A 26,666-nucleotide genomic window follows, 5' to 3' on the forward strand; every position below is an offset into this window, starting at 1 on the left:
GAGATTGTGTCGAAAGATGTTTGACATAAAGAATATTGCTGAGGGAAAGTATTGTTGGCTGTTAAATTGAAATATCTTCTACTTCTGGTTTCTTTTTTTGCTTTTTCTTCGGTGGCTGGTGATGAAGCACGTGTGATTATTGAAAAAAATTCTCCGGTGACTCAGGGAAAGGCACTATCGGAAGATGTTGGTATCGAAATGTGGGGTGGAACGCTTAATCCTATCATTTTTATGGGGTGTGAGCTTCCCTGCGAACAAAATCAGGTTTTCAGTACGGCTGACGAGCAGCAAATTGATATGAGTATTAAATTGGTTCGTGGCAAGTCGAAAGAAGTCAAAGATGGGACATATCTCGGGACTTACCGTATATCGGGTTTAGTCCCTGCAGAAAATGGAAGAACAACACTTGATGTCGTTTTTGGTGCTTCAAACGGAAATTTGTGGTTATCAGCCAAAGACATTCATGGCCTGTCTAATATTAAAATTACGAAAGTGACCCGATAAGTTGTGTTTAATAATAAGCGCTAAACTATTCTACGTTATGTAGTCGATAAGACATTCAGCTTCTGAATGTGTGTCACACTTTTACCTGCGTAGTGACATATCCTTACTATAAACACTTTGCATATGCGGAGGGTAAGGTAATGACTGAGAATAAAAGACACATCGCTTCAATTGGCATGGAACGTTTTGACGATACATTAGTTATGTTATTAACATTAAAAGGGAAACTAACGCACGAGGATTATCAGGAAATTACACCTTTATTTGATAGTGCAGTAGAAAAGTTTCAGGGAAAAGGTGTCCGAATGTTAGTCGATTTGGAAGATTTTGATGGGTGGGAAATTCGGGCTGCCTGGGACGATTTTAAACTGGGTGTCAAATACAATGCAAAATTTGACAGAATTGCGCTCTTCGGACATAAAAACTGGCAGGATGGGGCCGTAAAAGTGATGGATTGGTTTATCAGTGGTGAAACTAAGTCTTTCCATAATTATCAGTCAGCTATTATTTGGTTAACTGACTGATATTCCGTAATTAAGTTGTTATAAAGCTGATTTTCGTCTAATGGCTTTTATTATCGTCTATTTTACAGCTCCTAATACGGTTTCGTTGCCGTTCTGGGGCTGTAGAGGAATATTGAACGATAAGAGCAGAGAAATAACGGCAATGCCGGCACCCAGGAAAAAGACCGTTGGAGGTGAATACATCCAGATTAAGCCAAATGTTACCGGAATGACAATGGCTGCAATGTGGTTAATTGTGAAGGAAACTCCGGCTGTGGATGCCATATCTGCCGGGTCGGCTATTTTCTGGAAATAGGTTTTAATCGCCAGTGCCAAAGCGAAGAACAAGTGGTCGATAATATACAAACCGGCGGCAATATGAGCATTTGTGACGATCCCGTAGCTAAGGAAAATAAGGGTCAGCCCGGTATATTCAAACATGAGAACTTTTCGTTCTCCGATTGAGCCAATCAGTTTTCCAATTTTTTTAGCAAATAGAAAATTAAAGACATAGTTAACCAGAAAGAGCAGAGTAATATCTGAAGCGGAATAGCCGAATTTTTCTACCATAAGAAAACCGGCAAAAACGGTGAAAATCTGTCTGCGGGCTCCACTGAGAAATGTTAACGCGTAATAGAGCCAATAGCGCTTACGCAGGATTAATTTTTTATTTTGAGGGGTCTTTGATGAAAACTCAGGAAAGATAAAAGCAAGAACAATAACAATACAGAAGCCGGTTCCGCCGGTGACCAGATAAATCCACTTATAGTCCAGTTTTATTAAATCCAGTAGCACCCACAATACACCGTAAGTAATCAGAGAGGCAAAAGCCCCGATTGAAAGCATTTTCCCCAGCATTTCTGGAGCTTCATCTTTATTCAACCATTGTAACGACAGGGATTGTTTTAATGTTTCAAAGTAGTGAAACCCTGAAGACATTAGAAGTGTTGTGAATAATAAACCGAACAGAGAAGGAAAGAATCCGGTAATTGCTGTGCCCAGACTCAGCATTGCCAGAGAAATAAGCAGAAACCGTTGTTCTCTTATAAACATAAGGATGAAAATCGCCGTAAAGGCAAGAAAGCCGGGAATTTCTCTCACACTTTGGAGTAATCCCATATCGGCACCGGTAAACCCGGCTTTTTCAATTGCAAAATTATTTAATAAAGCCATCCAGCTTGAAAAAGCAATTGGAACAACAATGGATACCATAATTAAAAAGGTGGTTGGATTACGCCAGGTCGACGTTTCCGGTGATTTCAACATACAATTTCTCCATCAATAAGCCCTCTATCATACGCTTTAAAAAGGGAGTATGTCATTGCAAAAATGGAGGATAGCTCTTTGTCGTTGTCTTTGTTTTATCTGCTAAGCTTAAAAGGTTCGTAGGTACATAAGGACAATATAATGAAAAAACTTACAATATCAGCAGTGGCCATTTCTACAGCGTTATCCATGCCCGTATTTGCGGCGAATTGGGTATCAGATGCCCGGGGGGGCGGTATGGGTAATACCGGTGTGTCATCGGCAGACTACTTACTTGCGCCATTTTACAATCCGGCGTTGGTGGCAGTTTACCGAAAGCAAGATGATTTCGGTTTATTACTTCCTGCGGCTAATATTAATGTTCGAGACAAAGACGATACATTAAATACCGTTGATGATCTGCAGGACGCCATTTCTGCTTTTGAAAACGGAGCCGGCAATGAGAGCCATATTAACAGTTATTTGGATGATCTTGCCAATAATGAACCTCTAAATGCCAATGCCGGTATTGGGATGGCGTTTGCAATTCCAAATGAAACAATTTCGGTGAATGTCTTTGGGCGTGGGTTTGCGGAGGTAGAGGCATCAACAAATATTTCCAGTTCCGGTGTAACGGCTACCCGTTATCAAAATTCTTCTATTAGTGTAGTTGCATTTGGATACAGTGAACTTGGTGTGGCTCTGGCAAAACGCTTTGCGTATAGCGGCCAGGAGTTTTCATTGGGAATCAGCCCGAAATTCCAGCAGATGAAAACTTATGAAGATACTGCCAACGTAGAGAATTATGATCTGGATGATTATGACAAAAGTGAAGTTAAGAAAAACAGAGCGAACCTTGATCTTGGAGCTGTATGGCTAATGAATGAATTTCGGGTTGGTTTAGCCGTTAAGGATTTATTCAGTCAGACGCTTAAAACTCAAAGTAACGCAAACAGCTATAAGCTGGACACGCAGGTTACGTTATCAGGATCGTATGTTACCGATTTCTTTACCGCTGCTATCGATGTTGATGCAACCAAGCAAGAACGGTTTAGTGGCAGTGATGATGATACTCAGTTCCTCCGTTTTGGTGTGGAGGGGAATGCCTGGGGCTGGGCACAACTTCGGGCGGGTTATGAAATCGATATGGAAAACTCGATTGATAACAATGTGACACTCGGTCTCGGTATCAGTCCGGGAGATGTGGTGAGTTTTGATATCTCGATCAGTGGGGCAGATGAACACCAGCTTGGCGCAGCCGCGAATCTGGCTTTTACCTTCTAAATATTGCTGGTGGCGCCGCGCGATTTTTATCGGCGGTGCCTTTTACCAGCACATTCCTATTATGCTTCCCCTTACATGCAGTAAAGGAAAACTCAGCTAAACTTATTGATAGCAGTATTAGTTTACATACCAAATTGTATACCAGAACTTTGATTTATATTTTTTGTGGGGATGTATGGCGCTATATGAAATGAGAAAATTTGTGGCTCCGGAATTTATATTTGGTGTGGGAGCAAGACACAAGGTTGGGCATTATGCCCGGAATATGGCAGCAAAACGGGTTCTAATCGTGAGCGACCCGGGGGTATTGAATGCTGGATGGGTGGCCGCCGCTGAACGTGATTTGTCAGACATGGGAATTGAATCCGTTGTTTTTACCAGTCTGACACCTAATCCAAAAGATCATGAAGTGATGTGTGGTGTTGATTTTTATACTGAACATGAGTGTGATGTCATCGTTGCCGTTGGAGGTGGCAGTGTCATAGATTGTGCGAAAGCCATTGGTATTGTGATTACTAATGGCCGGCACATTCTCGATTTTGAAGGTGTTGATGCTGTTGATCTTCCAGGACCTCCGTTGATATGTATACCAACTACTGCCGGAACCTCTGCGGACATATCTCAGTTCTGTATTATTTTGAATACAGAAGAAAAGTATAAAGCTTCAATTATAAGCAAAACGGTGGTTCCCGATGTTGCATTGATTGACCCGGAAACAACGGTGACATTGGACAAGCACTTAACAGCCTGTACAGGAATCGATGCTTTGACCCATGCCATTGAAGCTTATGTCTCTACAGCCAGTTCGCCAATTGTTGATATTCATGCTCTCACTGCAATGAAACTTATCTGGGACAATATTGAAACTGCCGTAGTAAACCCAACCAAAATAGAAGCCCGGGAGAATATGTTGTTAGGAAGCTTGCAAGCCGGTTTGGCGTTTTCGAATGCCAGTCTTGGTGCTGTACATGCAATGGCTCATTCTTTGGGGGGATACTTGGGGTTACCTCATGGCGAGTGTAATGCACTCCTCTTAGATCATATTATTCGTTTTAACATGCCGAATGCAGGGGGGCGTTATCATCAGATTGCAGAAGCTCTTGGGTTAAATACGAAAGGGATGACTTCATCTGAGTGTTCTAAACACATTACATCAATGATTAATGAGTTACGCAAGAGAGTGGGAATTGTAAGCAAGCTTTCTCTTGTTGGTGTGAATTCTTCTGATATTCCATTTCTGGCGTCGCATGCGTTTAATGATGCCTGTCTTGTTACCAATCCACGTTATGCGACGATAGGAGATATTAAGGCTCTGTATGGCGAAGCAATGTGATGATAAATGGGCAAATCAACGCCGACAGACTATCGGTCTTGGAGAACGTTCGGTCAGGAAAAATTATTATCCACAACTGAAGAGAAATGTGGAGAGAATTGAACGGTTCAGAGCGTTACTTGAATTTACTTCTGATTTTGTTCTATTGATTAATATACAGAACCAGGAAATCTGTGACGTTAACAAAGCGACATTAACATTATTAAATCTCGACGAAGATACGTTAGTTGGTAAGCCTATTGATGTTATATTGGAAGAACACCACAACAATGTGGTTCAGGTTGTGTTGTCGAGATTGAAAAACTTATTGTTGGAAACTGAAAGAGACAATGTCACATGTGAGGTTCATTATGATGAGAAAGATGACCTAAAAGATAGTGGTAAGTTTTCACGTCAGTGGCTTGAATTGTCGAGCCGACAGGCAAGGGTTGAAGGTGAGTATTACATGACGGTGGTTGGTAGAAATATTACTGACCGAAAACAGCATGAAGAAGTTTTGAATAGTCTGATTAAAGAAAAAGAAGCCCTGCTGGATAATGCTTTGGTTGGACTGGCGTGGATAAAAGACAGAATTATCGTGTCCTGTAATAAGAAACTGGAAGAAATGCTTGGCTATCGGGAAGAGAGTATAGTGGGATGTTCAACCCGTATACTTTACGAGAGTGATGAGGCATTTAATGATTTCGGACAGGAGGCCTATCAGGCTCTTGCCTCTGGAAAAACTTATACCGGCACCATTAAGTTGGCAAAATTAGGTGGTGAACACATGTGGTGTCAACTGACGGGAAATGCGATTGATCCTTCTAATCCTCAGAATAGCAGTGTCTGGATATTTAATGATATCCATGAGCATATGCTTATTGAGGAAAAAGCTCGATTTTTGTCACAACACGACACCTTAACCGGGTTACCAAACCTACGTTTTCTTGAAGACCAGCTTAATCATATTATTAATCAGTGCCGTAAAGAAAATAAAGTTGCGACATTGCTTAATCTAGACCTTGACCGATTCAAAAATGTTAATGACGTAATTGGTTATAACTGTGGTAATGATTTGTTAAAAAAAGTGGCAAAACGCCTTCAAAAGAGTGTAGGAGAACAGGGAATCGTATGTAGACATAGCGGTGACGAATTTCTGGTCGTTTTGGGCTGTTTGACCGATAAGGAAAGTTGTCTTCCGGTGTTAAGTCAGATTTTTTCTATATTCCGAGAAGATTTTAAGATTGGTGGTCAGGAGTTGACGCTTTCCTGTTCTCTTGGTATCTCTTCTTTTCCTCATGATGGTGAGGATTTTGAGACCCTTCTGAATAAAGCAAACATCGCAATGTATCAGGCAAAAGATGCGGGGCGGAATACCTATTGTTTTTTTAGTTCTGAAATGAATAAAGTGGCTGAAGAAACATTAATGATAGCGTTTGGCCTTCACAAGGCTTTGGAATTTGGGCAGTTTCAACTGCATTATCAACCGCAGATTGATATTAATACAGAACGCCTACTTGGTGGTGAAGCATTGATCCGTTGGAATCATCCTGAATTTGGCATGATTTCCCCCAATAAATTTATCCCGGTTGCTGAAAATACAGGCATGATAATTCCTATTGGTGAATGGGTTATTCAGGAAGCTTGTAAGGAAGTTAAAAAATGGCAGAAAAATGGACTTATTAATCCAGTTATTGCCGTTAATCTATCAGCCATTCAGTTTACTCATGGAGACATTGAAAAAACGGCTTATCAGGCCATTAAACAGGCCGATATCAGTCCGGAAATGCTGGAGTTGGAACTGACTGAATCAATTATTATCCGTGATGCTGAAAATGTGTTAGCTAAGGTTAAACGCCTGCAGTTGATGGGATGTAAACTGTCAATTGATGACTTTGGTACAGGTTATTCCAGCCTTGCTTATTTGAAACGGTTTGCCGTTGATAAATTAAAAATTGATCAGGCATTTGTCCGTGATTTAAATGAAAATCAGGATGATGCTGTAATTGTTCGTACTATTATTCAAATGGCAAAAAATCTTGGATTGAAGACAATTGCAGAAGGCATAGAAAGTAAAGAAATTTTAGAATTATTGAAGTTGTATAGATGTGATGAAGCTCAGGGATATTACATTTCTAAGCCCATGTCAGGAGAGGCATTTATTGACTATATCCACTCCTGCTGTACTGAATCAAAGTAGTTTTTTATACTAAATTTAAAACCGCTTGACAGCACTGTTTTCTGTAGTGGATAAAATAAAAATGTGAAATCAAAGTGGGTGACATCAGAAATGGCTGAATTTAAAAAAGCGATCCGTAAGTTTTATGACTTTTGGAGACATCAGTAGCCCCATATGAGATGACCGAACGAACGTTTCGTCAGTAGCCCAGTTCGCATGAGCATCTTTATAGGTAACGGTACCGTCGCCATCCTGCAGTTTGTTAAAAATTCTTCCTAATCCGTAATTTCGTGTGCCAATGATACAACCTGTATTGATATTAGATCTTCTTATGATTCCGGAAGTCAGTATATCTTCAGTCGATTCTTTCCCGAATAGCCAGGAAGAATACATCTTATCTGACATTAGACGTGCCAGAGTGCTGCCGTTAAATGGTGTACCCAGAGTGACGATTTTGATTTCTTTGTTGGTGATGTTGTAATACGTAAGATATTGATGAATGACCAGTCCACCCATTGAGTGGCCGAGGAACAAAAGTTCTTCATCTTTTATGTCTTTACGAAACTGGTGAAGTTTGTGCAGGGTAAGGGGAGAGTAGTTTCGGGTTGTGTAATTGAAATTGCGGGTGTTATAACCCATACGTCGAAGGCGGTTTTCTAACCACTTCATCATTAACGCATTCATATATAACCCATGGACAATGATAACTGTCTTTTTCATAAACTCCTCTTAGGGATCAACATATTAGGATATTATGATGTTATCATTAAGTTGATTAAAAAAAAGCCGGTGATTTTCTCTACCGGCGATTTTTTCATTAAATTGACGTTACTGAGCGTTACTCAGATACATGTTCTGTCTTTGGAACGTATTTGTAATACTCAGCATCACGTGCTGGTTCCATATAATTATCAAGGATAATGTCGGCTGCTTTTTCTGCTACCATGATCGTCGGAGCATACAGATTTCCGTTTGTGATGGATGGAAATATGGATGCATCGACAACCCGTAAATTGTTAACACCATGAACCTTCAGGTCGGCATCAACGACGGCCATCTCATCGTAGCCCATCTTACAGGTACAGCTCGGGTGGTAAGCACTTTCACCTTCCCGGGCGACGAAGTCGAGTATTTCTTCATCTGTCTGCGCTGAGGTTCCCGGTGACAGCTCTTTACCGCGTAAATGGTCGAATGCGGGTTGTTCAATAATTCTGCGGGAGACCCGGATAGCTTCTACCCATTCCCGTCGTTCCTGCTCTGTCGACAGATAATTAAACAGAATCTCCGGTTTTTCATCAGGATTGTTTGAGCGCACTTTAACATGTCCACGGACATCTGTGTTCATCGGACCGACGTGAAGCTGGAAACCATGTCCATCATGAGGAGATGAGCCATCGTAACGAATTGCCAAAGGCAAAAAGTGGAACTGTAGGTTAGGATATTGGACTTCATCATTGCTACGAGCAAAACCACCGGCTTCGAAATGGTTGGTTGCAGCTTCACCTTTACGTAAAAATAGCCATTCCAGACCAATTTTGGGCTGGTTATACCATTTTAATGCCGGATACTTGCTAACAGGCTCTTTACACTCGTACTGAACATATAATTCCAGATGATCCTGTAGATTTTCACCCACACCCGGCAGATTATGAACCGGTGTTATTCCGGCCGCTTTTAATTCCTCTGCATTACCGATACCTGAATGCTGAAGAAGTTTAGGTGAGTTAATTGCACCACCACAGGAAATAATTTCTTTTGCATAGGCATTAATGACTTTGCCGCGTCTTTTATATTCCACGCCGATGGCATTTTTACCCTCAAACAGGACTTTCTGTGTTGTGGCTCCGGTGAGAACTTTCAGATTCTTGCGATGCATGACAGGATGCAGCCAGGCCCGGGCTGCACTCATCCGGCGTCCCCGGTAAATATTTTGGTCAAAGATGCCAAAACCTTCCTGCTGATAACCATTAACGTCATCCGTCAGTGGATAACCGGCTTCCTCTGCTGCGTCAAAAAATGCTTGAAAGAGGGGATTATCACATTTTGCAGTGGTCACTTTTAGAGGTCCATTTGACCCGTGGTATTTATCCGCTCCGATCAGGCGGGTTTCACATTTTCTGAAATAGGGTAAACAATGAGAGTAATCCCATTTTTCCAGACCTTCATTTCCGGCCCATTTTTCATAATCCATTGCGTTGCCGCGAATGTAGATCATACCGTTGATACTACTGCTTCCTCCCAGAACTTTGCCCCGGGGATGAGCAATTTTCCGGTTGTGCATAAATGGTTCCGGTTCTGATTCATATAACCAGTTATAGGTGCCGTCAGTTAACAGATAAGTCAGAGCCGCTGGCATGTGGATTCGAAAATCAAACCGGTAGTCTGGTTTACCGGCTTCTAATACCAATACTTTATTTTCCGGGTTTGCGCTTAACCGGTTAGCCAGTACACAGCCGGCAGCACCTGCCCCGACAATGATATAGTCGTAAGTTTGAGTTCCCATTGTTGCCTCCATAATTAGGATTTTTTAGCGAGCAAAGGCTCCGATTAAATTTTCTATGCAGCGAAATATTTTATTTCGATGTATTCTTATTGATGCATTGTGTCAGTAACTGGTAGTGGTAACTGATTGATGCCTGTACTTTTAGTGGTTCCTGATTTAATAAATGGTTTACGGTTATCTTCCAGTTATTGACTGTGTCGTGACAAAAATCGTCATTTTCATACAGAGCGTAGTCATGTGAGCTAAAGCCTTGCTGTAGAGCATTCATTACCCACTCAAAAATAGGATTATTCGTCATTTTGGCTATATGGATATTCAGAGCCCGGTCTATCTCACCCAAGTGATGCAGATCCCGGTTTTCAGATAATGCTTCTTTTTCAAGTTCTTCAATTAGCCCGGAAAGCCTTTCTTTCTGAGTGTCTGTTGCCCGAGTCATAGCAAAAAAAGCAATTTGATGATCGACTGACTCTCTGAATTCGGCGACTTTTTCAGGACTGACATGACTTTGCTTCAAAAATAGAGCCAGCGATTCACTAATATTTTTAACTTCAATCTGTTTAACGAATGCGCCGCCTTTCTGACCTTTTCGGATTTCAATTAAGCCTTTTTGTTTCAGAGCCCGGATCGCTTCTCTGATAACACCGCGTCCGGTTCCGAATTGATTTTGCAGTTCGCGTTCGCTTGGCAGTCCATCTCCCGGTCGTAGTCTTTCGGACATAATCGCCGATTCAATCTGTAGGGCTATGTCTTCACTTGCTCGTCCAACCTGAGCTGGTTTAAATATTGTTTTTGGCTGAATATCACTCATAAATTATTTACCATAACCAAATGGTAATACCAAAATAACATTTTTTATGGGTAATAATCAAATATACACAAATTAACAGTGTAAATTGCAATCTTTGGTCGTACCAAATAAACGTCAATGGTATGACCAAACTTTATTAGGTGATAGGGATGTATTGGGGGGAGCATATTCTGAACTAAAGTAATGAAATCAGGAGATTGACAGATAAACAAAGACCGACTTTCGCCGGTCCAATGATTAGATAGGAAAGGAAGGAATATTAAAGAAACCGTTTTGCTGTGTATTTTGGACGCATGAAGTTTTCTACATTTAAGATCTCGGACAATTGATCTTCGGAAAGTAAACCACGTTCCAGAACCACTTCTTTTACACTTCTGCCGGTTTCGGCACAGATTTTTCCAACAATATCACCCTGATGGTGACCAATATATGGGTTTAGATAAGTGACAATACCAATTGAATTAAATACGTAGCCTTCGCAAATTTCTTTGTTAACAGTGATATCGTTAACGCACTTATCTCTCAGGGTCTTACAAGCATTTGCCAGTATCGAAACGGATTCAAACATACATTGAGCAATCACAGGTTCCATGACATTAAGTTGTAATTGACCACCTTCGGCTGCGAATGAAACAGTCGTATCATTACCAACTACTTTAAAACATACCTGATTGACCACTTCCGGTAAGACAGGGTTAACCTTAGCAGGCATAATGGACGAACCCGCCTGTAACTCAGGAAGATTGATTTCATTCAGTCCGGTACGCGGGCCAGAGGAGAGCAGACGTAAGTCATTGCAGACTTTCGATAATTTTACTGCTAAACGTTTAAGTGCCCCATGTGCCATGACGTAGGCACCGCAATCGGATGTCGCCTCAATAAGATCTTCAGCCGGAGTTACATTAAGCCCCGAAATTTCAGCAAGATATCCAACTGCAAGTTTTTGGTAACCCGGAGGCGTATTTAGCCCTGTTCCGATTGCTGTTGCGCCTAAGTTAACTTCAAGAAGCAGTTTCGAAATGTATTCGAGGTTTTTAATTTCTTCTTTAAGTGTAATATCCCAGGCATGAAACTCCTGACCGACAGTCATCGGAACGGCATCCTGTAACTGAGTGCGGCCCATTTTCAGGATATCAACGAATTCTTCGGCTTTTTCTGCAAATCCTTCACGAAGATACTGAATGGTGGTGATTAACTGTTGGATACTATTATAGACAGCAATACGGAACCCAGTCGGATATGCGCAGTTAGTTGATTGACTCTTATTGACATGATCATTTGGGTTTACAAATTGGTATTCACCCTTTTGTTTTCCCATCAGCTCTAATGCCAGATTGGCGATAACTTCATTGGTATTCATATTGACAGAAGTTCCGGCTCCGCCCTGATAGGCATCTATAGGAAACTGATCCATGCATTTGCCGGTTTTCAACATCAGATCGCATGCCTGAATAATGAAATCTGCTATCTGGCTTGGTATGACGCCTAATTTCCGGTTTGCAAGCGCAGCAGCTTTTTTGATCATTACCATACCGCGGACCATTTCTGGTATATCAGAGACTTTTTGCTCGGATATAGAAAAGTTCTCGATTGCTCTTAAAGTATGAATACCGTAATAAGCATTATTGGGAACGAGTCTCTCGCCTAATAAATCCTCCTCTAATCGTGTTGTAGCGATTTCTTTATCTGTCATTTTTGACGTTGATACGTTAGATAGCGCAGCCATCATTATTTAGGTTCCTTGCATATATTGAGAATAACAATGTCTTTATTAGTAGTTATTGACGTATTTATGTTTTTACAGAAACCCGTTCTCTAGGCATATAGTCGGGAAATAGGCCCGGCTGAAAGTCATATACTAACGTAAAATATCGGTAGGATCTTCATTTATATACAAATTTTTATGCTGAATTTTATTAATTATCCACGTTAATCGTTTGCTTTTTAAATAATATTTATTTTAATTGCATTTTTATGTGTGAATTTTTAATTATATTAAAAATAGGGGAATATTCTTAAATAATCTCTATTTATTAAGAGATAATGTTGAATGTGATATTCAGGCTCACCGGGTGGGCATTTTTTGAAAAAATAAAATGGGGAGCATGGCTGCTCCCTTAAAAAAGGTGTTTGAGATGTCATCTCCAGTCATCGTCAACGTCAATATATGGGCTTCCCTCTGGTGCAAAAGGGTCATTTTCGCGGGGATGTCCAAGTTGTTCGCGAATGTTGTCCAGTTGTTTTTCTAGTCTGTTTACCCGTTGATAATCGCCTTCAGAACAGGCGATAAATATCTGTCTTTCCAGTGAATCAATACGATCCTGCATTGTCATCATATCGAACCTCCTTTCACTATGTGTTAAACAAAACCACATGGCTTCATTTTTAGTGTAGAAGATAAATCGAAAGAAAGGCAATCAGGAAATGCCTCCGGATATCATTTTTACCTTATGGTGTACGTTGTAGTATTTGAGACATCCAGCTTTCTTTAACTGGCTAAGGACGGAATCAATATTGTGTTTTTTTTCCTCATATATGAGCCCGATAATACTGCCACTGTGTGCAATGCACAGTCCAGGAAGATCGTTGTTTTCACAGCATTTTTCTATCTGGCTGAAGAGAGGGTTGGCCGAGATCTTTTGATGTGCCTGAGCACTTACCGTTGTTGCATGACCAATTTTGTTGATATCAGACGATTTAATTCCCTGTTCAAATAGAGACAGTGCTTCATTCAGGGAAGGCTGCGAGGTGATGAGTTGCTTTTTTCTGCTGATGTTATGAAAATCTCTGGTTAATACGGTTCTTTCCGGCTCAAGGACCAAAATAGAAGGAAACGATTTCAGAGTATACTGTTGATATAGGTGTCCGCTAGTGTGCTCAAAGAGAGCCAGACCCTTAAACATGACACCGTCACTTGGTTCGATGCGCGTTGTTAGCTCGGCGATTTTTCCCGGTGCTATGGTGTGTTTGAAATAACGGGACAGGGCGACTACCGTGGCACTCATATCTGCCGTGCTACTGGCGTAACCTTTCGCAACCGGTAAATCGGAAGAATGATGAATATTGAGGGTATGACGATACGCCAAATCAACGCCCAAATGTTGTAACGTCAGCTGAATCGTTTGTTCAATAAGCGGTGGCAAACAGGAATCTTGTCGTCCGTCTTCAATGCGGATTCGGCTAAAGCGGTTTATCGGGCAGGAAATCAGTTTTTCACTTCCCATCATCCATCCCTGTAGCAATTCACCACAAGTACCGGGGCATTGTGCTTCGTACATTGACTAATTCAGAACCAGTTTAAGTGCCGATACCAGATGTTGATTGTCTTCGGGAGAGCGAATGGCCACCCGGTAAAAGTGGCGGCTCAGGCCAATGTAGTTTTCACAACTGCGAATCAGGATATGGTGGGCTAAGAGTGCTTTCTGTAAGTCAACGGAGTCCGCATTCAATTTGAAAAAAACATAATTGGCGGAGGGTTTCCAGACTGTGATACCGGGAATTTGGTTCATTGCCTCATAAAGGTATGCCTGCTGCGTCTGCAACCATTGTGTTGTGATGCGCTGGTAGTCTGGATCGGAAAAAATATGCTCACCGGCAATCGCTGCAAAGGTATTGATTGTCCATGGTTTCTGGTAGGTCAGCATCTTTGTAATCAGGGCGGTGTTTCCGGAAAGTAGGTAACCTAACCGAAGCCCCGGAATTGCGAAATATTTGGTGAGGGAGCGCAAAATGGTGAGATAAGCACTGCGTGCTAAGGAATGAGCAGAGGAAGGGACATCCGGAACAAAGTCCATGAATGACTCATCAAGCATAAGGTGAATATGCCGTTTTTCACAAACGTCTATGATATCGGCCAGTAATGACGGTTCGATAAGTTGTCCTGTTGGGTTATTCGGTGTGCACAGAAACAGGCAGTCGATGTCGTCGGTCAGAACATCCAGAATGTCACGGGTAACCTGAAACTGATGCGCTTCGCTTAAACTGTGTGTCCTGATGTCGCATCCGGCCTGAGTCAACGCTCGCCGGTATTCACCGAAACTCGGCTCGACCAGCAGAGCTTTACGGGGCGAAATGGCCGTTACCCAGTCATAGATAAGTTCCGTCGCGCCATTACCGGCAAGGATGTTTTCCGGATTTTGCCGGCAATGCGAGGCGAGCGATCGGTACAGGTTGTGATAGTCGATGTCCGGGTAGTGCTCGGCTTTGTCCAGATGTTGAATGATCATCGCTTTGAGGTAAGGAGGCATCCCATTTGGGTTGATATTGGCGCTGAAATCCATCAGCTTGTTTTCATCTAAATGGAACTGCTGCGCCATTTGGCGGGTATTTCCCCCATGCTGTCCACTTTTTACGATCATTCTTTCTCCTGCGCTATCGCTGCATGGGGCGATCTCAGCCTGAACATTGGGTCAGGCTGGCATCCCGGAAGTAAATTCATAGTTATCAGACGGTAAGCCTATGTTATTGTCCGGTACAGAACAACTGATTTATCGTCAGCGGTGGCGATGTTCTGGCTGAAGTAACTATTCCCAACAAGCATTTCTTTGTCATTGTTGCTCTAATATAAACCGATATGGTTCTCACATGTACAGACAAAAGCCAATTATCATTTCATTGTCCATAATTAATATGTTTTTTGAAATAAAATACTATAAATCATGATCTTACTATTAAAATTTGTCTATCAGTGTTTGTTAATTGTCCTGATATATGGACACTATTTAGTATTGTGTCTTTATAAAATTTTTCTTATCTTGACGATGATAGTTTTCGCACCAAAGCCGCTTATTAAAAAGAAATATTGAACGATTAATCATTGCTCTGTAACTAAAGGTAAAAATTAAAAATGATTACCTCACGACAACATAAATTATTACGCTTCCTGCTACAACAGCGGGAGTATGTCACCTTATTCAATCTGGCAGAACAATTTAGTGTGTCGAAAAAAACTATCCAACGTGATCTGAATATTATTAATGATTACTTAGTTGATTCGAACGTTCAGGTGGATAAAAAAGTGGGAGCCGGTGTCTTGCTGTTGGCTGAAAATGCGGCTGACTTCCTACAACTGGAAATGCAGCTCAATGGTGAAAGTGAGGATGCAGATAGCATTATGAGTCATGCCCGTAGGATAAAAATTGTTTCTTGGTTACTGAGTGAGACGCCAAAAGAAACGTCAATCAATAAGCTGTCAGAACGTTTTTATATAAGTAATGCATCTGTTGTTAATGACCTAAAAATTATTGAAGACTGGATAACTCCTCTAGGATTGCAGCTAATTCGTAGCCAAAGTGGTACCCGAATTCAAGGCAATGAAAACGATGTTAGGCAGGCGATGGCTGCGTTGATTAACGGGTTAATTAACTATCAGGATCCTGGTCTTGTGAATCATTCACGGTTGGATGCGGGTAGCTATAAAGCATTGGTTGAATATTTTGGTGAGGACGAAGTTGACTTTGTTCAGGTTCTACTGCAGGAAATGGAACAGGAACTGTCATATCCATTAGGTGAAGCTTACTACATCAATATTTTTACTCACATTTTGATTATGATGCGCCGCCGTACCAGAGGGAATCTGCTGGATAATCCAGTCCATGTGTCCCGACAACCTTTGAAGGACCCGGTATTCTTAGTGGCGGGTAAGATGGTGGAAAAAATTGAGCAACACATGGCATTATCCTTACCGGAAGATGAAGTGTGGTTTATCTATCAATACATTATTTCATCAGGTGTTTTGGTCATTGAAAATCACAGTAGCAGTTTTTTACATTCCGAGCTGTTTAGTGATGAGGCACGTGATATTACATCGAATTTAGTGAGGAGCTTTTCACGGTTAATCAACATTGAACTTAGCAATGATAAACAATTGTATGATGGACTCGTCGTTCATATTCGGCCATTAATTAATCGACTTCATTATCATATTAATATCCGCAATCCTTTACTGGACGATATTAAAAGTGAATTGGCGGATGTCTATCGCTTAACACATATTGCGGCAGAAAATGTCTTTATTCGCTGTGCTCAACAAAGAGTTTCTGATGATGAAGTCGGTTATCTGACCGTTCATTTTCAGGCTGCTATTGAACGGCAAATTACGCATAAGCGTGTGTTGCTGGTCTGTTCTACCGGAATTGGTACATCGCACTTGTTGAAAAGTCGTATTTTACGTGCATTTCCCGATTGGGAAATCGTTGCAGCAGTGCCAGCCAGTAATTTACAAAGTGTTAACCAGAAAATGGCACCGGATCTTGTTATCTCAACTATTCATGTGCCAGAGATTGACACACCAGTGGTGTATGTTACCGCATTTCTTAATGATGCGGATCTCCAGCGTATTACTGAAACACTAATCACAGAGAAACTGCATCAGATAAGTGATGCTCACACTGTTACTCAATCTTGATTTTATTTTAATGAAGTTGGTATATGAATATTTCAAAAGTACTTAATGTAAAACACATAAAATTAGATATGGTTGCTAAAACGAAAGAAGAAGCAATTGCAGAATTAACAGATTTATTAGTACAGGATGGCTGTGTGAACAATAAGGGGGACTTTCTTCGGGATGTCTGGCTGCGCGAGGAGCAAGGTCCTACTGGATTTGAAAATCATATCGCGATCCCGCATGGACAATCATCCGCAGTAGCTCATACTTCATTGGCGATTGGACGTACTCCCCATGTCATTCCCTGGGAAACTATGGATGGCATCGATATTCGCTGCATTATTTTATATGCTGTTTGTTTAAGGGAAAAAAATACGACTTCTATTCGTTTATTGAAACAAATTTCAAGTGCGTTAGCTGATGAGGAAATAATCGCTCAGTTACTGGAAGAAAACGACCCTCAAAATATTGTTGAAATTTTTAATACGCAAGCAGAAGTTGGTGATTAACTGTAACTATTTATTATTTTCTCTTAGTCTTGAACGAAGTGCTTTAACACCGGGAACTTTCTCAAAATCCACTATTATTATGTTGTTAATCACTGCTGTAGTTTCTTTAATATACTCATGCTCTATATGTCTTTTACCTGTTCGTTCTGGCGAGCAGCGGTCGTTTTTTATCGTAATAAAATAGTTGAATACATCCAAATGTTACTTCTAGAGACGAAAGTCTTATGAGTGAAGCACCTACTATATGATTAAATAACAGTGTTTGTCACTTGTCCTGATATATGGACACGATTTAGTATTGTGGCCTTATGACATTCTCCTTATATTTATAATCATAGATTCCACACCGGATTAACCATTAAATAGAAACATAAAGCGATTAATAATATTTGTTTGGTTGTAATAAGTGTGAAAAATGAAAATGATTACCGGACACAACGTAAATTATTACGCATCTTGGTAATATAATGGGAGTATATCAATTTATTCAATATGGAAAACTTGGTGTGTTATCGAAAAACTAATAACAGAGAAGCTGTATTTGTAAGTGATGAACATGCTGCTACTCAAATTTTATTCGATGTTAATGAAGGTAGTTTATGGATATTTCAGAAGTACTCAATGCGAAACATATAAAATTAAATATGGTCGCTAAAACTAAAGAAGAAGCAATTGAAGAATTAACAGATTTATTAGTACAGGACGGCTCTGTGATTAACAAAGATGAATTTCTTCGGGACGTCTGGCTGCGTGAGGATCAAGGTTCCACTGGATTTGAAAACCATATTGCGATCCCACATGGTAAATCCTTGGCAGTAAGCCATACAACATTGGCCATTGGACGTACTTTGAATGAAATTCCCTGGGAAACTATGGATGGTAGCGATATTCGCTGTGTCATTTTATTTGCTGTCCGTTTGGAAGACCAAAATACAACTCATATGCGTTTATTAACACAAGTTTCAAGTGCTTTGGCTGATGAGGAAATAATCGAGCAGTTACTGAAAGAAAAGGATCCCCAAAACATTATTGACATTTTTAATACAGAATCAGACGTTGCTGCCTAAGACTAAATATTTATTATTTTGAATTAACTTTAGCAGACATATAAATAATTTATCGAGGATTAATATGAACATTGTTGGAATTTCAGCCTGTACAGTAGGCATCGCTCATACATATATCGCACAAAAGAAAATTGAAATAGCAGCGAAAAAAGCTGGACATAATGCAAAGATTGAAACTCAGGGTACGATTGGTATTGAGAATCCTTTGACCGCAGATGAGATTGCACAAGCAGATATTGTTCTGTTGGCAGCGGATGTTCAGGTTTCAGGAGAAGAAAGATTTTCTGGAAAGAAAGTCGTTAAAGTGCCAACAGAAATGGCTGTTAAATCACCAAATAAACTAATCGAAAAACTACAAGAATTAGTATTAAAAGCTGAGTGAATTAGTAAAAATAATTTTTCTACTAATTCTTATCCAATAAGAAATAGAGGGTGTTACATATGAGTATGAAAGAAATATGGAAAGCAGCTAATCCTAAAGGTCATCTGCTAACCGCTATCTCGTTTTTGATTCCAATTGTTTGTGGTGCTGGTTTTATTATTTCCATCGGGTTGTCCCTTGGAGGCTCGGTTCAAGATACTTTGGTTTCCGGGCAATTCAATATATGGGGAGTGCTGGCAACAATGGGAGCAAAAGCGCTTGGGCTTTTACCAGTTGTCATTGCTTGCGGAATTGCTGGTTCTATTGCTGGTAAGCCAGGTATAGCACCTGGTTTTGTAGTAGGCTTAGCTGCTAATGCAATTTCCGCCGGTTTCATTGGTGGTATTCTAGGTGGTTATATTGCCGGTTACCTTGCTCTTGCCATCATCAAAAATGTCAAGGTACCAGGTTGGGCTAAAGGCTTAATGCCGACATTGATTGTTCCATTCTTTGCATCGATAATTAGTGGGCTGATTATGGTCTACATCATAGGGACTCCTGTTGGTATTTTTACCGAATCACTAACATCCTTTTTAAGAGGTATGGGCTCTTCATCAAATTTAGTTTTAGGTGCTGTCATTGGAGCTTTGTGTATTGTTGATTTTGGCGGACCTATTAATAAAACGTGTTTTGCATTTGTGTTAACGCTTCAAGCTCAAGGTATCAATGAACCAATCACTGCACTCCAGCTCGTTAACACAGCAACCCCCGTCGGTTTTGGCCTTGCTTATTTTATTGCCAAACTTCTGCGTAAAAATATTTATAACTATGAAGAAATCGAAACCCTAAAATCGGCTGTTCCTATGGGAATAGTGAATATTGTCGAAGGTGCAATACCGGTCGTTATGAACGATATTGTTCGCGGTATTACTGCAGCAGCTATTGGTGGCGCGTGCGGTGGTGCGATCACTATGGTGTATGGCGCGGATGCAACTGTGCCTTTTGGAGGAATTTTCATGCTTCCCACAATGTCGAATCCATTAGCTGGCGCAATGGCATTACTCGTCAATATTTTAGTCACAGGGACTGTATATGCGCTGATTAAAAAAGATGTTCCTATTGATATTATCTCAGAGGATGATGAAGAGGAAGATATCAATTTAGATGATATTAAAATAAGTTAGATATACCCTGAAATACATTTAAAATATATCAAATCAATATATAAAACAAACATTGTAAAAACGGTCTAAATAATTAGGTTGATGAAATATTTTTCATCCTATTATTGGATAATGGACCGTTTTGTTTGAAATTTAACATATATTTATTTTTTTAAGAACGGATTTTATAAATATGAATAAACATATACATATTTCACCATCATTGATGACAATGGATCTTGATCAGTTTAAAGAGCAAATTACTTTTTTAAATAATAATGTGGATTCTTTTCATATTGATATAATGGATGGACATTTTGTTCCTAATCTTAGTTTATCTCCATGGTTTATTGAACAAACTCGTAAGCTAAGTAATAAAGAGATGTCTGCGCATTTAATGGTAACTGATCCTGTATTCTGGGTTCAGAAATTAATTAATATAAAGTGCGAAGTCATCTGTATGCCCGCTGAACGAATAAATGGAATTGCCTTTAGGCTGATTGATCAAATACATGCGGCGGGACTAAAAGCTGGCGTAGTATTAAATCCGGAGACTTCTGTTAGTGAAATCCTGCCATATATCGATGTTCTTGATAAGGTAACAATTATGACTGTTGATCCAGGGTTTGCGGGTCAGCGATTTCTTGTAAAGATGTTAGATAAAATTACAGAATTAAGAAAGCTTCGTGAAGAGTACGGCTACCAGTACCTTATTGAAATGGACGGTTCAACCAATAAAGAACATTGGAAAGTCATTCATGATGTAAAACCTGATATTTACGTCATTGGGCGTAGCGGACTTTTCAATTTGACAGATAATATTGAAAGTTCATGGCAACAAATGGTTGCTGAGTTTGAAGAAACGACGGGAGAAAAATTTCTTCGGCTTCAATCTGACAAAGTGCCACACAGAGCAGAAGATGTCTCGTTATCCGCATAAAACTGAAGCATCAGTATTTGTAAGGAATGACGCAGAGTGATGTTATTAAATATGCATATCAGTATTCATTGACCTTGATTATTACCAATAAAATGAAATGCTCGACAGTGTACTAAACAAATGTCCAAAGAATAGGATGATCGGAAATGAACAACAAATTGGAACAACTTCGTAAAATAACGACAGTAGTAGCAGATACTGGTGATATTGAAGCAATTGTTAAATATCAGCCTGAAGATGCAACAACTAACCCTTCTCTTATTCTTAAAGCTGCCCAAATTGCAAAATATACCCCGCTAATCGAGCAGGCGATTGAATTTGCTGTGTCTCAAAGCAGAAATAAAACTCAACAAATAGAAGATGCTTGCGACATGCTTGCCGTTATCATTGGTAAAGAGATCCTGAAAATTGTTCCTGGACGTATTTCTACTGAAGTTGATGCACGCCTTTCTTTCGATACTCAGGCAAGTGTCGAAAAAGCCCGTAAGCTGGTAAAAATGTATAACGATGCAGGTATCTCTAATAACCGTATTCTTATTAAATTGGCTTCAACTTGGGAAGGTATTCGTGCCAGTGAAATCCTGGAAAAAGAAGGTATCAACTGTAACCTGACTCTTCTGTTTTCATTTGCTCAGGCTCGTGCATGTGCCGAAGCGGGGGTATTCCTGATCTCTCCTTTTGTTGGCCGTATTATGGATTGGTATAAAGCGAAAGACGGTCACACATACGAAGCCACGGAAGACCCTGGTGTTTTGTCTGTTGTTTCCATCTACAACTACTACAAAGAGCATGGCTATAAAACGGTTGTTATGGGTGCAAGTTTTCGTAATATCGATGAAATTCTGGAACTGGCAGGTTGCGATCGTTTAACTATTTCTCCAGCACTTCTTTCTGAATTACAAGCAGCGGAAGGCGAAGTAACTGAGAAGTTAGTTGATTCTCAGGGTTGCAAAGAGCATCCAGCAGTAATGACCCACTCTGAATTCCTATGGGAACACAATCAGGATGCAATGGCTGTTGAAAAACTTTCGGAAGGTATTCGTAACTTCGCTATCGATCAGGGAAAACTTGAAAAAATGATCGAAGCGAAGCTTTCATTATAACATCAGAAGTGAGAGCAACTCGCTTCTTCTTTTATTTTATGCCGAATTCCTTTTTGAGCAGATTTTCTCTCTGCACACAGCAATATTCAATTTAATCGAGTAACGACTATGAATCGCAAACAATTGGCTAATGCAATCCGAGCACTGAGCATGGACGGTGTACAAAAAGCCAACTCTGGACACCCAGGGGCTCCTATGGGGATGGCAGATATCGCCGAAGTTCTTTGGCGTGATCACCTGAACCACAACCCGAAAAACCCAAATTGGACTAACCGCGACCGCTTTATTCTATCAAATGGTCACAGCTCCATGTTGCTTTATTCTCTGCTTCATCTGACTGGATATAACCTTTCTATTGAGGACCTGAAAAATTTCCGCCAGTTGCATTCCAAAACACCTGGCCATCCTGAATACGGGTACGCTCCGGGTATTGAAACCACGACAGGTCCACTGGGTCAGGGCATGACTAATGCAGTGGGTATGGCAATAGCTGAACGTGCTTTGGCATCTCAGTTCAACCAGTCAGGATATGATATCGTTGACCACTTCACTTATACATTTATGGGAGATGGTTGCCTGATGGAAGGCATATCCCACGAAGCATGCTCGCTGGCAGGTACGCTTGGGCTAGGTAAGCTAATTGCGTTTTGGGATGACAACGGTATCTCTATCGATGGTGAAGTTGAAGGCTGGTTTTCTGATGATACACCCAAGCGTTTTGAAGCTTATGGTTGGCATGTCATTCCGGAAGTTGATGGCCATGATCCAAAAGCGATAAATACAGCGATTGAAGCAGCAAAAGCAGAGAGCGGCAAGCCTACACTGATATGCTGTAAGACAATTATCGGTTTTGGTTCACCAAACAAATCTGGTTCTCACGATTGCCATGGTGCCCCTTTGGGTCAAGATGAAATAACAGCAACACGTGAATTTCTAGGTTGGAACTATGGGCCATTCGAAATCCCGCCTGAAATTTATGCTGAGTGGGATGCAAAAGAAGTAGGTATAGCAAAAGAGAGAGCATGGGATGAGAAATTTGCATCGTATGCTGCAGCTTACCCTGAGTTGGCCGCTGAATTCAAGCGTCGCGTAAATGGAGAGCTGCCGGTAGAATGGGAAGTTACAACATCTGCAATTATCGCTGATCTTCAGGCAAACCCAATAAATATCGCATCGCGCAAAGCATCACAAAATGCACTAGAAGCTTTCGGTAAGATGTTGCCAGAGTTTATGGGGGGCTCAGCTGATCTTGCTCCATCTAATCTGACTATGTGGTCTGGATCTAACTCACTAAATAAAAAAGATTTTTCTGGTAACTATATTCACTATGGTGTGCGTGAATTTGCTATGACAGCGATCATGAACGGTATTGCGTTGCACGGTGGTTTCGTTCCTTATGGTGCAACCTTCCTGGTGTTTATGGAATACGCACGTAACGCCATGCGCATGGCCGCATTAATGAAGGTACAGAACATTCAGGTATATACTCACGATTCAATCGGGCTGGGTGAAGATGGTCCGACGCACCAACCTGTCGAACAGATGGCTTCTCTTCGTATGACACCAAACATGAGTACATGGCGCCCTTGCGATCAAGTAGAATCAGCAGTTGCCTGGAAATATGCCATTGAGCGTAAAGACGGTCCAACTGCCCTGATCTGCTCCCGTCAGAATCTTACGCAGCAGGAACGTGGTGCTGAGCAGGTGTCTAATATTACGAAAGGTGGTTATGTACTGAAAGATTGTGCCGGGAAACCAGACCTTATCTTTATCGCAACCGGTTCTGAAGTGGAACTTGCTGTTGAAGCGGCAGTGAAGCTGACAGAAGATGACACGCTGGTTCGTGTCGTATCTATGCCATCAACAGATGTATTTGATGCTCAGGATAAATCATACCGTGACTCTGTTTTGCCATCTGATGTAACTGCTCGTGTGGCTATCGAAGCTGGTATAGCTGATTATTGGTACAAATATGTGGGCTTAAATGGTCGTATCGTTGGTATGACTTCATTCGGTGAGTCTGCTCCAGCAGGTGAATTATTCAGGCTATTCGGTTTCAGCATAGAGAACGTGGTTAAAGTAGCAAAAGAAGTTTTAACCAAATAATTTATTTTATGCTGTTAAAGTGTAGGTAAGTGAATTGCCAACTTTTTTATAAAGTTGGCATTTTTTATTCAATTTGGAGAAGAGAAAATCCTCAGCGTAATTATGAAATAACGTAGATAGATGATGCTATTACCTTGTTTTTTAAACTGATCATGGTATTTTCATTTTACAAGCAGTCAGGCTCTGTCCGGTAAGTCAGTTAGAGCTTTTTATTTTGTTTATCTCAGCCTCATTGTTGATGAAGTTGAACCGTCGTTTCCATGTCAGAGGGAGATGGTCAGGCTGCGTTTACTTGCCGGATATCGGTTTAGTACGCTGAGCGTTGCCAAAATACCGTCTGAATCATCAGAATGAAGAGAAAGTGAACAGTATGAAAGCCTTGTTAATTGGTGGGACAAACAGTGGTAGTGGCAAAACCACGATGACACTTGGGATTTTAAGAGCGCTGAGCCGCCGGGGACTGACTGTTCAGCCGTTTAAAGTCGGTCCGGATTACATTGACACCTCCTGGCATACCCATGTCTGCGGTACTAAGTCACGCAATTTAGATGCTTTCATGGTGCCGGAAAAACAATTATTTGATTCGTTTTATTATCACTCGTCAAAGGTCTATATTAGCGTTATAGAAGGTGTAATGGGGCTCTATGATGGGTATGGCACCGATCCTTATTACTGCAGCAGTGCCGGTATGGCGAAGTCACTTGGGTGTCCGGTTATTCTGACATTGGATGGTAAGGCTGTGTCTACGTCAGCGGCAGCGACGGTTCTTGGCTTTCAGAAAATGGACCCGCAATTAAACATTGCCGGAGTGTTATTAAATAACGTCTCGACGGCCACGCATTTTGAACTGATTAAAACGGCAATTGAGAAATATTGTCACATTCCTGTGCTCGGGCGCTTGCCAAAATTGCCTGACATTGAATTACCTTCCCGCCACCTTGGTTTAGTCACCGTATCCGAACAAGCCGAGTTTTCCGATAAATGGGACCAGCTTGCCGATGCGATGGAAGCGCATGTGGATTTGGATAAACTGATAGACATTGCCAGCCTTAACCGCCCGGAGACGTATCGTCATCCGATTCCTGAAGTGCTGATTGATAAAGGTAAAGGGCTGACACTGGCGCTTGCTCACGATGATGCGTTTAATTTTTATTACGAGGACAATCTGGAATTTCTGACCGCGACTGGGGTTGAGATTATTCCGTTTAGTCCGCTTAAAGATCCATCCTTACCGGATGCGGATTTAATCTATCTGGGTGGTGGTTATCCGGAAGTTTATGCTGAAGAACTTGCAAGAAATTCCGGGTTGTTTTCTGCCCTTCGAAAAGCTCATGATGATGGAAAGGCGATTCTGGCGGAATGTGGTGGTTTGATGTATTTGGGTGAGTCCATCGAAGATCTTCAGGGGAAGGTTCACAGAATGTCTGGCATATTTCCCGGACACAGTTATATGACGTCATCGCTAAAACGGTTTGGTTATTGTTCAGCCCGTGCAGAAAGCGATACCTTGCTAGCGGCTCGTGGTGAGTCCATCCGCGGACATGAATTTCATTATTCCGATTTTAAAACTACCCTTGATCCGGTCCTGACGTTGACAAAAGAACGTGACGGAAAAGAATTAAGCCGGTGGCAGGGAGGATATCAACAGAAAAATACGTTTGGGAGCTACTTGCATATTCACTTTGCTCAGAATCCGCAATTGATACTGAACTGGCTGAACGTGGCAAGGCAGGTTGATTCATGAGCGTCATCATCTATGTTCTGGCGTTCGTTATCGATTTGATGTTGGGTGATCCTCAGAACTGGCCGCATCCGGTCAGGTGGATTGGCAATGCCATTCATTATACGGAGCGAAGATTGCGGGACGCCTGTTCAGGACAAGGCCGTTTGCAGGTTGCCGGGTTGATATTATGGGTTGTGATCGTCTTTGGTAGTTACATTGTCACTTATTCGATTGTCCAGTTTTGTTCCGGTATTCATTGGCTGTTAGGTAGCCTGGTTGAATTGTGGCTGGCTTATACCGTGCTGGCAACCCGCTGCCTCAGTGACTGTGCGAAGCAGGTGTTTGATGCTTTGTGTACCGGGGATATTGCCGAAAGCCGCAGGCAGTTATCCTACATCGTGGGCCGGGATACCTCACAGCTGAATCGCATTCAGATCACAAAGGCGGTCATTGAAACCGTTGCAGAAAATACAGTAGATGGGGTGATAGCGCCCTTATTTTATTTGTTTATCGGTGGTGTCCCGCTGGCAATGGCCTATAAAGCGGTGAATACTCTGGATTCGATGGTCGGGTATAAGAATGAAAAATACGCGGAAATGGGCTATTTCTCCGCGAAGCTGGATGACGTCGCCAATTATATTCCGGCGCGGTTAAGCTGGTTAGTGTTTTCTCTGGCGGCAAAACTGACCGGTGGAGATTCCATGAATGCCTTGAAAATCGGCTGGCGGGACAGAAAAAATCACAAAAGCCCGAATTGTGCATGGCCTGAGGGGACCGTTGCGGGGGCTCTCGGCGTTCGTCTCGGTGGGCCAAATGTCTATTTCGGTCAGTTGGTTGACAAACCCTGGATAGGTGATGAGGTCAGGGAAGTCAATCCACAGGATATATTGATTTCAATACGTATGATGTATGTTGCAGCTTCAGTGACAGTCGTACTTTTTTGCCTGATGTACTGGGTGTAAATTAAG

General features: G+C 41.3%; 23 protein-coding genes. 15 read left to right on the plus strand and 8 right to left on the minus strand.

Annotated features, from left to right (window positions below; translation table 11 throughout):
• Positions 1 to 54: 54 nt before the first annotated feature.
• Positions 55 to 504, plus strand: a complete 450-nt coding sequence (locus LRQ06_RS17470; RefSeq protein ID WP_232768323.1) for an Hsp70 family protein — start codon at positions 55 to 57, stop codon at positions 502 to 504.
• A gap of 140 nt (positions 505 to 644) precedes the next feature.
• A complete protein-coding gene (locus tag LRQ06_RS17475; RefSeq protein ID WP_232768324.1) occupies positions 645 to 1,028 on the plus strand; it encodes a SpoIIAA family protein in 384 nt (127 codons plus the stop codon).
• 57 nt (positions 1,029 to 1,085) lie between these two features.
• On the opposite strand, the gene LRQ06_RS17480 is transcribed toward LRQ06_RS17475, so the two are convergent.
• The gene (locus LRQ06_RS17480; protein ID WP_232768325.1) at positions 1,086 to 2,273 is read right to left on the minus strand and encodes an MFS transporter; all 1,188 of its coding nucleotides are present in this window, start codon (positions 2,271 to 2,273) and stop codon (positions 1,086 to 1,088) included.
• Between the two features lie 141 nt (positions 2,274 to 2,414).
• Between LRQ06_RS17480 and LRQ06_RS17485 the strand changes: the two genes are divergently transcribed.
• The 3 genes from LRQ06_RS17485 to LRQ06_RS17495 all read left to right on the plus strand — a co-directional run bounded on the left by LRQ06_RS17485 (position 2,415) and on the right by LRQ06_RS17495 (position 7,048).
• A complete protein-coding gene (locus tag LRQ06_RS17485; protein WP_232768326.1) occupies positions 2,415 to 3,536 on the plus strand; it encodes a conjugal transfer protein TraF in 1,122 nt (373 codons plus the stop codon).
• A 175-nt stretch (positions 3,537 to 3,711) separates the two neighbouring features.
• Positions 3,712 to 4,869, plus strand: a complete 1,158-nt coding sequence (ercA, locus tag LRQ06_RS17490; protein WP_232768327.1) for an alcohol dehydrogenase-like regulatory protein ErcA — start codon at positions 3,712 to 3,714, stop codon at positions 4,867 to 4,869.
• Positions 4,853 to 7,048 carry a sensor domain-containing protein gene (locus LRQ06_RS17495; protein ID WP_232768328.1) on the plus strand — a complete coding sequence of 732 codons (2,196 nt, stop codon included), beginning with the start codon at positions 4,853 to 4,855 and terminating at the stop codon, positions 7,046 to 7,048. The genes ercA and LRQ06_RS17495 overlap by 17 nt, the downstream gene beginning before the upstream one ends.
• Positions 7,049 to 7,132: 84 nt before the next feature.
• Here LRQ06_RS17495 and LRQ06_RS17500 read toward each other — a convergent pair whose 3' ends face one another.
• The 7 genes from LRQ06_RS17500 to cobD all read right to left on the minus strand — a co-directional run bounded on the left by LRQ06_RS17500 (position 7,133) and on the right by cobD (position 14,696).
• A complete protein-coding gene (locus tag LRQ06_RS17500; RefSeq protein WP_232768329.1) occupies positions 7,133 to 7,747 on the minus strand; it encodes a PGAP1-like alpha/beta domain-containing protein in 615 nt (204 codons plus the stop codon).
• Between the two features lie 118 nt (positions 7,748 to 7,865).
• Positions 7,866 to 9,530: a choline dehydrogenase gene (gene betA, locus LRQ06_RS17505; protein WP_232768330.1), complete on the minus strand. Its 1,665-nt coding sequence runs from the start codon at positions 9,528 to 9,530 to the stop codon at positions 7,866 to 7,868.
• Positions 9,531 to 9,600: 70 nt separating this feature from the next.
• Entirely contained in the window at positions 9,601 to 10,338 is a 738-nt protein-coding gene (locus LRQ06_RS17510; protein WP_232768331.1) for a FadR/GntR family transcriptional regulator, read from the minus strand.
• Between the two features lie 259 nt (positions 10,339 to 10,597).
• Complete coding sequence (gene aspA, locus LRQ06_RS17515; RefSeq protein ID WP_373054863.1) at positions 10,598 to 12,031, minus strand: aspartate ammonia-lyase; 1,434 nt, start codon at positions 12,029 to 12,031, stop codon at positions 10,598 to 10,600.
• A gap of 445 nt (positions 12,032 to 12,476) precedes the next feature.
• Positions 12,477 to 12,671 carry a DUF1090 domain-containing protein gene (locus tag LRQ06_RS17520; RefSeq protein WP_232769011.1) on the minus strand — a complete coding sequence of 65 codons (195 nt, stop codon included), beginning with the start codon at positions 12,669 to 12,671 and terminating at the stop codon, positions 12,477 to 12,479.
• A gap of 84 nt (positions 12,672 to 12,755) precedes the next feature.
• A complete protein-coding gene (locus LRQ06_RS17525) occupies positions 12,756 to 13,616 on the minus strand; it encodes a GHMP family kinase ATP-binding protein (RefSeq protein WP_232768332.1) in 861 nt (286 codons plus the stop codon).
• Positions 13,617 to 13,619: 3 nt separating this feature from the next.
• Complete coding sequence (gene cobD, locus LRQ06_RS17530; protein ID WP_232768333.1) at positions 13,620 to 14,696, minus strand: threonine-phosphate decarboxylase CobD; 1,077 nt, start codon at positions 14,694 to 14,696, stop codon at positions 13,620 to 13,622.
• Between the two features lie 488 nt (positions 14,697 to 15,184).
• On the opposite strand from cobD, the gene LRQ06_RS17535 reads away from it, so the two are divergent.
• From LRQ06_RS17535 to cbiB, 10 genes are all read left to right on the plus strand, one after another.
• Positions 15,185 to 16,744, plus strand: a complete 1,560-nt coding sequence (locus LRQ06_RS17535) for a BglG family transcription antiterminator (protein ID WP_232768334.1) — start codon at positions 15,185 to 15,187, stop codon at positions 16,742 to 16,744.
• Positions 16,745 to 16,767: 23 nt separating this feature from the next.
• Entirely contained in the window at positions 16,768 to 17,235 is a 468-nt protein-coding gene (locus LRQ06_RS17540) for a PTS sugar transporter subunit IIA (protein WP_232768335.1), read from the plus strand.
• Positions 17,236 to 17,834: 599 nt separating this feature from the next.
• Positions 17,835 to 18,302, plus strand: coding sequence for a PTS sugar transporter subunit IIA (locus tag LRQ06_RS17545; protein ID WP_232768336.1), 468 nt, complete (start codon positions 17,835 to 17,837; stop codon positions 18,300 to 18,302).
• 64 nt (positions 18,303 to 18,366) lie between these two features.
• Positions 18,367 to 18,684 carry a PTS fructose transporter subunit IIB gene (locus LRQ06_RS17550; RefSeq protein ID WP_232768337.1) on the plus strand — a complete coding sequence of 106 codons (318 nt, stop codon included), beginning with the start codon at positions 18,367 to 18,369 and terminating at the stop codon, positions 18,682 to 18,684.
• A 59-nt stretch (positions 18,685 to 18,743) separates the two neighbouring features.
• Positions 18,744 to 19,847 (plus strand): PTS fructose transporter subunit IIC, encoded by a 1,104-nt coding sequence (locus LRQ06_RS17555; protein ID WP_232768338.1) that lies wholly within the window; start codon positions 18,744 to 18,746, stop codon positions 19,845 to 19,847.
• A gap of 172 nt (positions 19,848 to 20,019) precedes the next feature.
• A complete protein-coding gene (gene alsE / locus LRQ06_RS17560; protein WP_232768339.1) occupies positions 20,020 to 20,766 on the plus strand; it encodes a D-allulose 6-phosphate 3-epimerase in 747 nt (248 codons plus the stop codon).
• Between the two features lie 146 nt (positions 20,767 to 20,912).
• Positions 20,913 to 21,869 carry a transaldolase gene (tal, locus tag LRQ06_RS17565; protein WP_232768340.1) on the plus strand — a complete coding sequence of 319 codons (957 nt, stop codon included), beginning with the start codon at positions 20,913 to 20,915 and terminating at the stop codon, positions 21,867 to 21,869.
• A gap of 108 nt (positions 21,870 to 21,977) precedes the next feature.
• Entirely contained in the window at positions 21,978 to 23,975 is a 1,998-nt protein-coding gene (gene tkt, locus LRQ06_RS17570; protein ID WP_232768341.1) for a transketolase, read from the plus strand.
• 370 nt (positions 23,976 to 24,345) lie between these two features.
• Positions 24,346 to 25,719, plus strand: a complete 1,374-nt coding sequence (locus LRQ06_RS17575; RefSeq protein ID WP_232768342.1) for a cobyrinic acid a,c-diamide synthase CobB — start codon at positions 24,346 to 24,348, stop codon at positions 25,717 to 25,719.
• Positions 25,716 to 26,660: an adenosylcobinamide-phosphate synthase CbiB gene (gene cbiB, locus LRQ06_RS17580; RefSeq protein ID WP_232768343.1), complete on the plus strand. Its 945-nt coding sequence runs from the start codon at positions 25,716 to 25,718 to the stop codon at positions 26,658 to 26,660. Before LRQ06_RS17575 ends, cbiB begins: the two co-directional genes overlap by 4 nt.
• Positions 26,661 to 26,666 lie beyond the last annotated feature (6 nt).

Origin of the sequence: Vibrio salinus (assembly GCF_021272385.1) — a bacterium.
Taxonomy (GTDB): Bacteria; Pseudomonadota; Gammaproteobacteria; order Enterobacterales; family Vibrionaceae; genus Vibrio; species Vibrio salinus.